General features: G+C 67.8%; 12 protein-coding genes and 1 pseudogene. 6 read left to right on the top strand and 7 right to left on the bottom strand.

What is annotated here, in order from left to right; translation table 11 throughout:
* Positions 1–9 precede the first annotated feature (9 nt).
* On the bottom strand, positions 10–1,863 hold the full coding sequence (gene edd, locus ACFU5V_RS29020) for a phosphogluconate dehydratase (RefSeq protein ID WP_378703344.1): 1,854 nt from the start codon (positions 1,861–1,863) through the stop codon (positions 10–12).
* Positions 1,860–3,338, bottom strand: coding sequence for a glucose-6-phosphate dehydrogenase (gene zwf, locus ACFU5V_RS29015; protein ID WP_378439872.1), 1,479 nt, complete (start codon positions 3,336–3,338; stop codon positions 1,860–1,862). The genes edd and zwf overlap by 4 nt, the downstream gene beginning before the upstream one ends.
* Positions 3,339–3,489: 151 nt before the next feature.
* Between zwf and ACFU5V_RS29010 the strand changes: the two genes are divergently transcribed.
* Positions 3,490–4,683, top strand: coding sequence for an ROK family protein (locus ACFU5V_RS29010; protein WP_378703343.1), 1,194 nt, complete (start codon positions 3,490–3,492; stop codon positions 4,681–4,683).
* 49 nt (positions 4,684–4,732) lie between these two features.
* On the opposite strand, the gene catC is transcribed toward ACFU5V_RS29010, so the two are convergent.
* Genes catC through catA form a run of 3 tightly spaced genes read right to left on the bottom strand, consistent with a single transcriptional unit; the run spans position 4,733 to position 7,023 of the window.
* Positions 4,733–5,014: a muconolactone Delta-isomerase gene (gene catC, locus ACFU5V_RS29005; RefSeq protein WP_072947638.1), complete on the bottom strand. Its 282-nt coding sequence runs from the start codon at positions 5,012–5,014 to the stop codon at positions 4,733–4,735.
* Between the two features lie 15 nt (positions 5,015–5,029).
* Positions 5,030–6,151 carry a muconate/chloromuconate family cycloisomerase gene (locus ACFU5V_RS29000; RefSeq protein ID WP_378703342.1) on the bottom strand — a complete coding sequence of 374 codons (1,122 nt, stop codon included), beginning with the start codon at positions 6,149–6,151 and terminating at the stop codon, positions 5,030–5,032.
* 29 nt (positions 6,152–6,180) lie between these two features.
* On the bottom strand, positions 6,181–7,023 hold the full coding sequence (gene catA, locus ACFU5V_RS28995) for a catechol 1,2-dioxygenase (protein ID WP_206013314.1): 843 nt from the start codon (positions 7,021–7,023) through the stop codon (positions 6,181–6,183).
* A 206-nt stretch (positions 7,024–7,229) separates the two neighbouring features.
* Between catA and ACFU5V_RS28990 the strand changes: the two genes are divergently transcribed.
* Positions 7,230–8,000 carry an IclR family transcriptional regulator C-terminal domain-containing protein gene (locus ACFU5V_RS28990; RefSeq protein WP_378703341.1) on the top strand — a complete coding sequence of 257 codons (771 nt, stop codon included), beginning with the start codon at positions 7,230–7,232 and terminating at the stop codon, positions 7,998–8,000.
* A 14-nt stretch (positions 8,001–8,014) separates the two neighbouring features.
* On the opposite strand, the gene ACFU5V_RS28985 is transcribed toward ACFU5V_RS28990, so the two are convergent.
* On the bottom strand, positions 8,015–8,551 hold the full coding sequence (locus ACFU5V_RS28985) for an intradiol ring-cleavage dioxygenase (protein WP_378703340.1): 537 nt from the start codon (positions 8,549–8,551) through the stop codon (positions 8,015–8,017).
* Between the two features lie 235 nt (positions 8,552–8,786).
* Between ACFU5V_RS28985 and ACFU5V_RS28980 the strand changes: the two genes are divergently transcribed.
* Both ACFU5V_RS28980 and ACFU5V_RS28975 read left to right on the top strand, forming a co-directional pair.
* Entirely contained in the window at positions 8,787–9,734 is a 948-nt protein-coding gene (locus tag ACFU5V_RS28980) for an acyl-CoA thioesterase (RefSeq protein ID WP_378703339.1), read from the top strand.
* Positions 9,735–9,785: 51 nt separating this feature from the next.
* Positions 9,786–10,001, top strand: a pseudogene (locus ACFU5V_RS28975) (multicopper oxidase domain-containing protein); the annotation flags it as partial.
* A 59-nt stretch (positions 10,002–10,060) separates the two neighbouring features.
* Here ACFU5V_RS28975 and ACFU5V_RS28970 read toward each other — a convergent pair.
* Positions 10,061–10,999, bottom strand: coding sequence for an AraC family transcriptional regulator (locus ACFU5V_RS28970; protein ID WP_378703338.1), 939 nt, complete (start codon positions 10,997–10,999; stop codon positions 10,061–10,063).
* 165 nt (positions 11,000–11,164) lie between these two features.
* Between ACFU5V_RS28970 and ACFU5V_RS28965 the strand changes: the two genes are divergently transcribed.
* The gene (locus tag ACFU5V_RS28965; RefSeq protein ID WP_378429810.1) at positions 11,165–11,725 is read left to right on the top strand and encodes a flavin reductase family protein; all 561 of its coding nucleotides are present in this window, start codon (positions 11,165–11,167) and stop codon (positions 11,723–11,725) included.
* A 24-nt stretch (positions 11,726–11,749) separates the two neighbouring features.
* Complete coding sequence (locus tag ACFU5V_RS28960; RefSeq protein ID WP_378703337.1) at positions 11,750–13,366, top strand: 4-hydroxyphenylacetate 3-hydroxylase family protein; 1,617 nt, start codon at positions 11,750–11,752, stop codon at positions 13,364–13,366.
* Positions 13,367–13,520: the final 154 nt, after the last annotated feature.

Genomic DNA, 13,520 nt, shown 5'->3' with positions numbered 1-13,520 from the left:
GAATACTCCTTAGACGGGTTGGGGGTGGAAAACGCTGGCGCCCTGGGTCGCCGGTCCGACGGCGGCACGCAGGCCGGCGAAGAGTTCGCGACCCGTGCCGACCCATTCGTCGGCACCGAGCGCACGACCGGTCGCCGGGCGGGCGGCCAGTTCCTCGTCGCCGAGGTGCACGTTCACGGCGCCGGTCACGGCGTCGACGGTGAGGACGTCGCCGTCCCGCACCCGCGCGAGCGGTCCGTCCGCCGCCGCCTCGGGAGTGAGGTGAATGGCCGCGGGCACCTTCCCGGACGCGCCGGACATCCGGCCGTCGGTGACCAGCGCGACCTTGCGGCCCTGGTCCTGCAGAACTCCGAGTACCGGTGTGAGCTTGTGCAATTCGGGCATGCCGTTGGCGCGCGGCCCCTGGTACCGGAGCACGGCCACGAAGTCGCCGGTCAGCGTGCCCGCCTCGTACGCGGCGAGGAAGTCGAGCTGATCGTCGAACACCCGCGCCGGGGCGGTCACCACGCGGTGGTCCGGGTGGACGGCCGACGTCTTCATCACGCACGAACCCAGGTTTCCGGTCAGCATCTTCAGACCGCCGTTGACGTCGAACGGATCTTCCGGTCCGCGCAACACGTTGGTGTCCAGGCTGATTCGGGTGCCCGGCTGCCATTCGACGCCCTCGCCGGACAGCTTCGGCTCCTCGGCGTACCGGCGGAGTCCGGCGCCGACGACGGTCTTCACGTCCTCGTGCAACAGTCCTGCGTCCAGCATCGACGACACGACGTAGCCGAGGCCGCCCGCCGCGTGGAAGTGGTTCACGTCCGCCGAGCCGTTGGGGTAGATCCGGGCGAGCAGCGGCACCACCGCGGACAGTTCCGACAGGTCGTCCCACGTGAGGGTGATGCCTGCGGCGCGGGCGATCGCCACGAGGTGCATCGTGTGGTTGGTCGACCCGCCGGTCGCGAGTAGTGCGACGCACCCGTTGACCACGGCCTTCTCGTCCACGACCTCACCGACCGGTGTGTAGTCGTCGCCGAGCGAGGTGAGACCGGTGACGCGCTTTCCCGCCTCCCACGTGAGGGCCTCCCGCAGCGGGGTGCCCGGGTTCACGAAGCTGGATCCGGGCAGGTGCAGGCCCATGACCTCCATGAGCAGCTGGTTGGAGTTGGCCGTGCCGAAGAACGTGCAGGTGCCGACACCGTGGTACGACGCCGCCTCGGCGTCGAGCAGTTGCTCGCGGTCGGCCTTGCCCTCCGCGTACAGCTGGCGGACGCGCGACTTCTCGTTGTTGGGCAGACCGGACGTCATCGGCCCGGCGGGCACGAAGATCGTCGGCAGGTGGCCGAATCCGAGTGCGCCGATGAGCATTCCGGGCACGATCTTGTCGCACACGCCGAGCATGAGGGCGCCGTCGAACATGTCGTGGGACAGTCCGATCGCCGTCGCCATCGCGATGACGTCGCGGCTGAACAGCGACAGCTGCATGCCGTCGCGGCCCTGGGTGATGCCGTCGCACATGGCGGGGACGCCGCCCGCGAACTGGGCGATGCCGCCGGCCTCCATGACCGCGGCCTTGAGCTGCCGGGGGAAGTGTTCGAACGGCTGGTGCGCCGACAGCATGTCGTTGTACGAGGAGACGATCGCGATGTTGGGCTTGACGAACGCGCGCAGCGCCTTCTTGTCGGCCGGGCCGGACGCGGCGAAGCCGTGCGCCAGGTTCGCGCAGGCCAGCTTGCCGCGCGCCGGACCGCGGTCGGCGGCCTGCCGGATGCGGTCGAGGTAGATCGTGCGCTCGGGCCTGCTGCGCTCGATGATGCGTTCGGTGACGGCGGCGAGGACGGGGTGTACGTCGGCGGTGGGTGTGGGCGCGTCGGTCATGCGGTAACTCCTTCGTGCCAGGCGCGGCCGTCGCGCTCGATCAGGGTGGTCGCGTCGGTGGGTCCGTTGGTGCCCGCCGGGTAACGCCGCGGTCCACGCTCGGACTTCTCCCACCCGACGAGGATCTGCTCGACCCATTCCCAGGCGGCCTCCACCTCGTCGCGGCGCATGAACAGGGTCGGGTTGCCCCGGACCACGTCCATCAGCAGCCGCTCGTAGGCGTCGGGCGACGGACGCTTGAACGTTTCGATGTAGTTGAGGTCCAGCGACACCGGCTTGAGGCGGATACCGCCGGGGCCGGGTTCCTTCGCCGTCATGTGCAGCCGCATGCCCTCGTGGGGCTGCAACTGGATGACCAGGCGGTTGGGTTCGCTGTGGCCTTCGCTGCCGGGGAACATGGGGTGCGGGACGGGCTTGAACTGCACCACGATCTCCGAGCAGCGCCGGTCCATGCGCTTGCCGGTGCGCAGGTAGAACGGCACGCCGGCCCACCGCCAGTTCTGGATCTCGGCCTTGACGGCGATGAACGTCTCGGTGGTGCTGTCCGGGTTCTCGACGTCGTCCTGGTATCCGGGGACGGCCTTGCCGTCGGCGAGCCCGGGGCCGTACTGGCCTGCGACCGTGCAGCGTTCGACGTCCTGCGGACTCATCGGCTTGAGTGCCTGGAGCACCTTCAGCTTCTCGTCGCGCACGGTCTCGCGGTCGACGTAGGTGGGCGGCTCCATCGCGACGAGGCAGAGCAGCTGCAGCAGGTGGTTCTGCAGCATGTCGCGCAGCGCGCCCGCCGACTCGTAGTAGCCGCCGCGGCTGCCCACACCGAGCGACTCGGCGACGTTGATCTGCACGTGGTCGATCGACGAGGAGTTCCACAGCGGCTCGAGGAACGTGTTGGCGAATCGAGTGACCAGCAGATTCTGGACACTCTCCTTGCCGAGGTAGTGGTCGATGCGGAAGATCTGCGATTCCTCGAACACTGCGCCGACCGCGTCGTTGACGGCGCGGGCCGAGGCGAGGTCGTGGCCGATGGGCTTCTCCAGCACGACACGGGACTGCGCGTCGGCGAGACCGTTCAGGGCGAGGTTCTCGCAGATCGGCCCGAACAGGCCGGGAGCGCACGCCAGGTAGAACACCCGGATGGCACCGTCCCGGTCGGCGAGACAGTCCTGCAGGCCCGCCCAGTTCGCCGGGTCCGCGACGTCGACGGTGACGTATTCGAGGCGATTGAGAAATCGCTCACAGGTGTCCGAATCCAGCTGATCGCCGGAGACGAACCGCGCGAGTTCTCCTCGCACCTTGTCGCGGTAGCCGTCGGTGTCGAGACCGGCTCGCGAGGCACCGATCACGCGGGTTTCGGCGGGCAGCTGACCGTCCCTGTCGCGCAGGTAGAGCGCGGGAAGCAGCTTACGAACCGCCAGGTCGCCGGTGCCGCCGAACACGACGAAATCGCACGGTTCCACGGTGGTCGCTGGTGACATGTCATCTCCCTCTGAAAGCCGGATGTGTGGGCCATCACAGACGAGAGTAGGCGACCTTTGGCTTTTGATCAATACAGACTTAAGTATTTCGACGAACAAAGATCTGAACCTTACGTTGTCAGACGCGTGTCCGGTTGGTTGAATGGCCTGCATGCGGACGCCTCGCTCGACGACCTCCCCGGCGACGGGTGGCGACGTTTTCGCCCTCATTCGCGCAGGGCTAGCCACCACCCGCACCGAGATCGGCAACCTCACCGGGCTGTCCCGGACGGCCGTCGCGGCCCGGGTGTCGTCACTGCAGGCGTCGGGACTCGTCGTCGAACGCGAAGAGGGCGTGTCGACCGGCGGACGCCCGCCGGTAAAACTCTCGTTTCACGTGCAGGCCGGTGTGGTGCTGTCGGCCGCCATCGGCCGGAGCCGCACCCAGCTGGCCATCTGCGACCTCGCAGGCGACGTCATCGTCGCCGAGGACGTGGAGCAGGAAATCGGCACGAGCCCGGCCGAGCTGATGCCCGTCATCGCGAGACGTCTCCTCGCGCTGCGCGAGGGCCTGGGCGAGACCGCGGGGCGGACGGTCGGAATCGGGATCAGCCTCCCCGGCACCGTCGACACCGAACGCGGGTGCAGCCTGAACTCCCCCATGATGTCGGGCTGGGACGGCGTCCCGCTGCAGCCGTTCCTCGCCGACGTCACCGACGCACCCGTCTTCGTCGACAACGACGCCAACGTCATGGTCCTGGCCGAGCGGCGCGGGGAACGCCGCGACTTCGCCGACATGCTGCTCATCAAGGCGTCGACCGGGCTCGGCGCCGGACTCGTCTCCGGCGGCGTGCTGCAGCGGGGCGCCCTGGGCGCGGCGGGCGAAATCGGGCACACGAAAACCGCAGCGGCACAAGGGGTGGTGTGCCGCTGCGGTGATGTGGGATGTATCGAGGCCGTCGCCGGCGGGTGGGCGCTGGTCCGCAACCTGCAGGAGCAGGGACGTGAAGTGACGCACATCCGCGACGTGATCACCCTCGCGCTCGCCGGCGACGCCGAGGCCCGGCGGATGATCCGCGAGAGCGGGCGTCAGATCGGCGAGGTCCTGTCGGGGGCGATCAACCTCCTCAACCCGGAGGTCGTGATCGTCGGCGGCGACATGGCGCAGGCGTACGACACGTTCGTCGCCGGGCTACGCGAAACCCTGTACGGCAACGCGATCGCCGTCGCCACCCAACAGCTGCAGATCCTCCCCTGGACGCACGGGGAACTGTCGGGCGTCGTCGGCAGCGCCACCATGGCGCTCGACCACGTCCTCAGCGTGCGCGCCGTGGACCAACTGCTGGCAGGCGCTCCGCGCCCGTGAGCGGTTGACGAGTCCAGAGACTCGTCAACCACGCACGGGCGCGAAGCGCCTACTTGACGTCGGAACCGTGCCGGGTGAGCGGCATGATCTCGATCTTCATGTACGGGAACAGGGGAAGGTTCCACAGGATCTCGTGCAGTTCGTCGGCCGACTCGACGTCGAAGATGCTGATGTTGCTGTACTGGCCGACGATCCGCCAGATCTCGGGCCACTTGCCGGAGCGCTGGAGCTCCTGCGAGTAGGCCTTCTCCTTGGCGATCGTTTCGTCCCGGACCTTCGGGTCGAGGTCGCGGGGAATGGCGACGTCCATGCGCACGTGAAAGAGTGCCATCGTGTGGTGTCCTCCTCAGTTCCTGGTCCAGGTCTTGACTGCGTCCATGTTGAGCTCGACTCCGAGTCCGGGGCCTTCGGGCAGCGACACCTGGCCGTCGGCGTAGCGGAGCGGTTCCTGCAGCAATTCCTCGCTGAACAGCAGGGGCCCGAACAGTTCGGTGCCGAAGTTGATGCCGGGCTCGGCGCAGGCGAACTGAATGGACGCCGCGGTCCCGATCGGGCCTTCGATGGACGTGGCTCCGTGGCAGGCGATTCCGGCGGCCTTCGCGATCGCGACCACTTCGCGGCTCTTGGCGAGGCCACCGCATTTGGTGGTCTTGAGCGCGATGACGTCGGCGGCGCCGCGGCGAGCGACCTCGAGGGCGTCGTGCGGAGTCTGGACACTCTCGTCGGCCATCACCGGGACGGGGACGAGACGGTTCAGCTCGGCGAGGACCTCGAGTTGCTCACCGGGTGTGGGCTGCTCGATCAGTTCGACGCCGCCGTCGACGAGGCGGGGCACGTACTTCAGCGCGGTCAGCCGGTCCCAACGGGCGTTGACGTCGATCCGGACGCCGGCCTTGCCCTCGAGGGCCTGGGCGATCCGGACCACCCGCGCCGTGTCGACCGCGGGGTCGAGCGCACCCATCTTCAGCTTGAAACTGAAGTGCCGCTTCGACTCGACGAGACCGAGGGCCTCCTCGATGATCTCCTCGGCGGGTGCGGCGCCGAGGGCCCAGGTGACGTCGACGCCTTGTCGGAAGGCGCCGCCGAGCAGCGTGTGCACGGGCACACCCAGGCTGCGCGCCCAGGCGTCGTGCAACGCGACGTCGACGGCGGCCTTCGCGAAACGTGCGTTTGCGACCACCCTTTCGATGTCCGACATGATGCCGGTGATCTCGTCGACACGCCGCCCCAGCAGGACCGGGACGATGTACTTCTCGATGATCGCCTGCATCGTCTCCACCGACTCGCCGCCCCACCAGGGGCCGCCGGGGACGACGCCCTCGCCGTGGCCGGTCACGCCGCCCGCGGTCTCGACCGCGACCAGCAGGAGCGGTTGCGCGGTCATCGACGTGGTCGCGAACTTGTGGGGACGCACCAGCGGCACATCGAGGATCGTCGTTTCGACGGAGACGATCGACAGGTCGGTCATCGGATCACTTTCTGTACGGGTGGAACGGGTCACGCGGGGTCGAGCACGAAGTTGTAGGTGACGTAGTTCTTGCCGTCGTCGCCGGTCTTCGGGTCGAGGATCAGTTCCGGCTTGGTGGCCGACGCGACGTCGCTGTCGATCCACTCGCCGCCCTTGAAGTACAGCTGCGTGGTGACCGACTCCTTGCCGGGCGCCGACACGATGAGGTGCAGGTGCGCGGGACGCCACGGGTGGCCGTTCTGGGCCTCGATGAACTGGCCGGTCGGGCCGTCGGTCGGGATCTGGTAGGGCGCAGGCTGGATCGTGGTGATCTCGTAGCGGCCCTCGTCGTCGGCGATGATCGTGCCCCGCAGGTTCCACTCGGGCAGGTGCGGTGCGAACTGCGAGTAGTAGCCGTCGTTGTCGGCGTGCCACAGTTCGACCTTCGCGCCGGCGAGCCCGTTGCCGTCGAGGTCGGTGACCTGGCCGGCGAAGACGAGCGGGGTGATCTTCTCGTCCTCGGCACGCATCGGCAGGGTGCACGTGGACGGCAGTTCCGGCGAGTTCTCGATGTAGTACGGGCCTTCGATGCTGCCCTTGGTGCCCTTGCGGGAGCGGGCGAGGACCTCTTCGACGGAGTGCTCGATGAACACGTCGAGGAACAGCGGCCATTCGCCGCCCTCGCCGACGTCGATGAGCCACTGCTTGAACACGCGGTACTCGGGGTAGGTGACGCCGTGCTTCAGGATCACGTCGTTGAGCGCGCCGAGAGCGTCCTTGGCGATCGCCGCGAGCCGCTCGGGCGAGGTGTCGGCGCTCACGCGCTCGGCCTTGAACTTGTCAGTGGCGGCGGAGCCTGATCCGGCTGCGGTGGGGCTCTCGGTGGTGGTCATCGTTTCTCCTCGGGCTGAAGGAATTCGGACAGGGCTGGTATCGAGTTCTGGGCGACGCGGTGGGTGTTCACACGCCGGAAGGTCTTGCATATGTACGCTGTGCGTACTAATATCACGCTGTGCGTACACCACTACTGTGCGCGCAGTCACATTGAAATGTCAACCCCGAGTCCGAAGAAGCACACGAATCGCTGGTGGAGGCCGCAATGACCGAGAGCGATCGCGATTACATCCAGAGCATCGAGCGCGGTTTCGCCGTACTGCTGGCCTTCGACGCCCAGCGCCCGAACCCGACGCTAGCCGAACTCGCGACCGAAGCGGGACTGTCGCGCCCCGCCGTCCGCCGGATCCTGCTCACCCTGCAGAAGCTGGGATACGTCGCAGGGGCCGGAGGCCGGTGGTCGCTCACCCCTCGCGTGCTCAGCATCGGACAGCACTACTCGGAGTCGCACGCGCTCATCGAGGCCGCGATGCCCCGGCTGCTCGAGGTGGCCGAGAAGACCCAGGAGTCCGCGTCGCTCGGCGTGCTCGACGGCGCCGACGTGGTCTACGCGGCTCGCGTTCCCGTCCGCCGGATCATGAGCATCAACGTCTCGGTCGGCACCCGCGTCCCCGCGTACGCCACGTCCATGGGCCGCGCCCTCCTCGCCTGGGCTCCCACCGACATCGTCGAGCGGGTGGTCGCCGAGTCCACGTTCCAGAAGCTGGGGCCGGAGACCATCGGCTCCGCGGCCGAACTCGACCGCGAACTCGCGAAGGTCCGGGAGCAGGGCTTCGCACTGACGGCCGAGGAACTGGAGAAGGGGCTGATCTCGCTCGCCGCACCGGTCCGCGACGCCGGCGGCACGGTGGTCGGCGTGGTCGCGTGCTCCACGTCGTCCGCGCGCAACACTCCGGCGCAGTTCCGCGAACAGGCCGTTCCGTGCGTCCTCGCCGCCGCGGCCGCCCTGAGCGCGGACATGGGTTACGCCGGCTGACGGCGGCACACCGATCAGATCGGATCGAGCACGAAGTCGCAGGAGACCACTCCGCCGGCACCGACGTCGACGAGCGTCTCGACGGCGGGACCGCCCACTTCCCTCGACGCGCCGGGCGTCGGGACCAGCCTCGTCGCGAGCGGGTGGAACCCGCGCGCGTGCACGATCACGTTGAGGTGCCCCACGTCGGCATCGCTTCGGGCGCTGGAGAATTCGCACGGTGCGGGCTGCACCGTCGCGATGTCGAAGCGACCGCCCGCGCACGTGACGACGATGCCGCGCAGGTTGTTGCGGAGGATCTCCACGGAGTACCCGGAATAGCATCCGTCGGCGTCCGCGTGCCAGATCTCGATCTCCGCACCCGACAGCGGTTCGCCGGTGCGGGACCGGACGACACCCGTCATCCGCAGCGGCGTCCCGGGTTCGCCGGGCAGTGCCGCGAGGTTCGCGGTCCACGGCAGCACCCGCTGCCCGGGGAGGTAGAACTCCCGGTCCACGTAGTCGAGGCAGGCCAGGTCGGCCCGGGGTGCGGTCGTCGACGTCGAGGTCATCACCTGATCCGATCACTCTCGTGCACGCAGTGCGTACACAGGGAACGCTGTGCGGTCGTTGTCGAGTGTGCGCGCAGTCACAGGTGTTCGTCAACTGCGGTCCGTGCACATCGCGAACGGGTCGGTACGGGGCAACTGTGGGATAATTTCCCGGCCACCGGCGGACAACGACGTTTCGCCGTCGCCCGGTGCGCGCCCTCGCGCCGGCCACGTCGAACACCCGAGGAACACATCGATGACCACCCCTCCCCGCAGCATCACCCTCCGCTTCCTCGCCGCACCCACCGAGGTCGCGACACTCGGAGGTGCAGTCCAGGGTGGCCGCATCCTCGAATGGATCGACAAGGCCGCGTATGCCTGCGCGGTCGGCTGGAGCGGGAGTTACTGCGTCACCGCGTACGTCGGAAACATCAAGTTCACCCGGTCCATCGAGTCCGGACACCTCGTGGAGGTCGAAGCGCGCCTCGTCCACACCGGGCGCTCCAGCATGCACATCCAGTGCACGGTCTCGTCCGCCGACCCGCGGACCGGACAGTTCACCGAGGCCAGCAACTGCCTGATCATCTTCGTGGCCGTCGACGACTCCGGAAAGCCGACGACCGTGCCGCCGTGGAAGCCCATCACCGCCGCCGACCGCGCCGAGTCCGAGGAGGCCGTCATGCGGATCGGCCTGCGGGCCGACATCGAAGAGGCGATGAGCAAGCAGAGCTACACCGACGCGGGCACCGCACCGGAATCACTCACCCGCTTCCTGGCCGCGCCCACCGACGTCAACTGGGGCGGCAAGACGCACGGCGGGACCGTGATGCGCTGGATCGACGAGGCCGCCTACCTGTGCGGCACGTCGTGGAACGGCACCCCGTGCGTGTCCGTGTACGCCGGCGGTGTCCGGTTCTACCGTCCGATCCAGATCGGGCACGTCGTCGAGGTCGACGCCCGCCTGCTGCACACGGGCGCGCAGACCATGCACATCTCGGTGCATGTGAGATCGGGCGACCCGCGCACCCGGGAAATGAACCTCACCACCCACTGCCTCACCGTCGTCGCCGCTGTCGACGATGGCGGCGCGGCAACGGCTGCGCGGCAGTGGGTTCCGCAGTCCGACGAGGATCGCAAGCTGGAGGCGCACGCCCGCGAACTCATCGCCCTCCGCGACCGGGCGCGAATCGGCGCCCTCGCGTAACCCGCCCGGGTAGCGTCACGGGAAAAGGTCTACCCGCGGAAGGAGCGGGGGATGCCCGGCGACCGTCCGGTCGCCTACGAGCTGACCGCGGCGCAGTCCGAAGTCGACCTCGCAGGTACGCGCACCGCGGCGTGGCTGTACAGCACGCAACTGCCGGGCCCGGTCCTGCGCGCGAACGTCGGCGACCGGGTCCAGGTGCGGTTCCGCAACCAGCTCCCGGACCCCACGACCGTGCACTGGCACGGGCTGGCCATCCGCAACGACATGGACGGGGTCCCGGACCGGCATGGCGACCATCTTCTCCTACGTCGGCTGAGCCCGAGCCGTCAGCCGCGGAGCGCCTCCGACGGCGCCACACCGTACTTGCGGCGGTACGCCGCCGCGAACCGGCCGGTGTGGGTGAAACCCCAGCGCATCGCGACTTCGGCGACTGTCGGTGCACCGTCCGCGCGCAGCAGGTCGTCGTGGACGCGTTCGAGTCGCACGTCCAGCAGGTAGTCGCGGGGGCTCACCCCGACGTAGTCGCGGAACCCTTCCTGCAACCGGCGCACGCTGACCCCGGCGACCTCGGCCATGTCGGCCGCCGTCCAGGCGCGGGACGGGTCGGCGTGGATCTCGTCGACCACCCGCTTCACGATCCGCGGACGCGCACATCCCACCCCGGCCCCGTCGTCCGGGACGGCGGCGAGCACCAGCGCGGTGGTGACCGCCCCCGACAACTGCTCCGCGACCAGGGCGTTGTTCAGCACCCCGTCCGACTCCAGCATCTGCTGCAGCAGCGACCGCACGAGAGCGAGCCAACTCGCGCCGTTCTCGGTGGTCACATCGATCTGCGGGGGAAGCTGGATGTCGGGCCGGGCCAGGATCCGCGACATTTCCCGGTGCAGGTGGTCCCGGTCGACGCGAACCCCGATAATCGAGCACTCCTCGCTCCAGTTGGTGATGAGCGTCGACGTGTCGGGCGGGCAGATCGTTCCGGAACCCGGCGCCGACAGCACCTCGTTCCTGCCGGTCACCGACTCGAGGTGCCCCGACAGCGGGACGTTGACGGCGTACGCGCCGGGGTGGTCGGACCGGATCGACACGTCCGCACCCCAGCCGATGTGCGTGATCTTCACCGGGCCCAACTCCACGGCCTCCGCGACCGTGTTGGTGGCCTTCGACCTGCTCAGCGGCGTGAGGGTGTGCGGGAAGTACACGTCCGACACGACGTGCGACGCCTCGTCCCAATCCTCGGGGCGGGAAATCTTCGACGTGGCCGACATGGCACCAGTGTGACCGCGCACACTTCGCAATGCAATCGAGGCCCCCGCCTCAACTCGCCGCGCAAAGCGGATCACCTCCGCGCTCAGCGGATCGACGCCCCGTTCCCGCGGTCGTACGTTTCTCCGTACCTCAACAGCGCCCCGGACAGGAAGGGAGGCTCCGACATGGAGCAGCGCGAACTCCGGAATATTTTCGGGCAGTTTGCCAGCGGAGTCACGGTCATCACGTGCGCCAACTCCGACGGTCTGCCGCACGGAGCGACGGTCACCGCCTTCACCGCCGTCTCGATCGAGCCGAGGCTGTGCCAGATCACCCTGACCCGAAAGTCGAAGGCCTGCAACTACTTGAGCAAGTCGCCGTTCGCCGTCAACATCCTCGCCGCGGACCAGGTGGACACCGCGATGCATTTCGCCGGGCGCCCGCAGACCCCCGAACCCGTGTGGGCCGACGGACCGACGGCCCCCGTCCTCTGCGGCGCCGCCGCCACGCTGTCCTGCGAACCGTGGGCGGAGTACGACGGCGGCGACCACGTCATCTTCATCGGTGAGATCGTGGCCGCCGAATCGAGCGGCAAGGATCCGCTGCTGTTCTACCGGAGCACGTTCCACGACCTCGGTTCCCCGTCGGCGTCGGCCGCGTGGAACGGGTCGATGGACGATCCGAACAGCGGATGGTTCGACTCCACCACCTCATTCACCCCATTCCACCTTCAGCCCGTCCACTGATTGCCGAATCCGAAAGGACCGACCATGACCACCACCGAAAGCGCTCCCGAGACCACGCTCGACCCGACGAAGGTCAACCCTGCCGCGGACTGTGAAGCCAACCGCACCGCGAACTTCGCCACCCGCCCGATGACCGGTGACGAGTACATCGAGTCCCTCAAGGACGACCGCGAGATCTGGCTGCACGGCGAGCGTGTCGAGGACGTCACCACGCATCCGGCGTTCCGCAACCCGATCCGGATGACCGCCCGCCTCTACGACTCGATGCACACCGGTGAGCACGTCGACAAGGTCACCACCTCCACCGACACCGGCAACGGCGGCGTCACGATGCCGTTCTTCAAGGCGCCGAAGTCCTCCGACGACCTGCTGAAGGAACGCGACGCCATCGCCACGTGGGCGCGGATGACGTACGGCTGGATGGGCCGCTCCCCCGACTACAAGGCCTCGTTTCTCGGCACCCTGCACGCCAACAAGGAACTGTATTCGCCGTTCCAGGACAACGCCGAGCGCTGGTACAAGGAATCGCAGGAGAAGGTCCTGTACTGGAACCACGCCATCATCAACCCGCCCGTCGACCGGCAGCTCCCGCCGGACGAGGTCGGCGACGTGTTCATGAAAGTGGAGAAGGAGACCGACGCCGGCCTCATCGTCTCCGGCGCGAAGGTCGTCGCCACCGGTTCGGCGATCACCAACTACAACTTCATCGCCCACTACGGCCTGCCGATCAAGAAGAAGGAATTCGCGCTCATCTGCACCGTCCCGATGGACGCACCGGGCGTGAAGCTGATCTGCCGGTCCTCGTTCACGCAGAACGCGGCCGTGATGGGCTCCCCGTTCGACTACCCGCTGTCGAGCCGGATGGACGAGAACGACACCATCTTCATCTTCGACAAGGTGCTCGTGCCGTGGGAGAACGTCTTCATGTACGGCGACGTGGACAAGATCAACGGATTCTTCCCGCAGTCGGGCTTCCTGCCCCGCTTCACGTTCCAGGGCTGCACACGTCTCGCGGTGAAGCTCGACTTCATCGCCGGCATGCTGATGAAGGCCCTCGACGCCACCGGCGCCGGCGGCTTCCGCGGTGTGCAGACCCGCGTCGGTGAAGTGATCGGCTGGCGAAACCTGTTCTGGTCACTGACCGAATCCATGGCACGCAACCCCGAGCCGTGGATCGGCGACACCGTCATCCCGAAGCTCGAATACGGCCTCACCTACCGCATGTTCATGATCCAGGGCTACCCGCGGATCAAGGAGATCATCGAGCAGGACGTCGCGTCCGGCCTGATCTACCTGCCGTCGAGTGCCCGCGACTTCAAGTCGCCCGACGTTCGCCCCTACCTCGACAAGTACGTCCGCGGCTCGGACGGCATGACCGCCGTCGAACGCGTGAAGATCATGAAGGCCCTGTGGGATTCGATCGGCAGCGAATTCGGTGGCCGCCACGAACTCTACGAGCGCAACTACTCCGGCAACCACGAGAACGTCAAGGCCGAACTGCTGTTCGCCGCCGAGAATCGGGGCGACGTCGCCTCCATGAAGGGCTTCGCCGAGCAGTGCCTGTCCGAGTACGACCTCGACGGCTGGACGGTGCCCGACCTCATCGGCAACGAGGACGTCTCGTACTTCGGTAACAAGTAGCCGATCGACCCCACAGACGCACCCTTTCTCCGCAACCGCACCCGAAATAGTTCTCGAATCGGAAGTTGTCAACCTGTCTGAGACACGTTGGTGTTGATTCCCGTCGGTCCGGGAAGGGCTGGTGCTACCGGTCTGGCCCGGAACCGTTCGGGAT

The organism is Rhodococcus sp. NPDC057529, from assembly GCF_042802055.1.
In the GTDB taxonomy this organism is placed as follows: domain Bacteria; phylum Actinomycetota; class Actinomycetes; order Mycobacteriales; family Mycobacteriaceae; genus Rhodococcus_F.
This window is presented reverse-complemented; position numbering and strand designations above follow the sequence as displayed.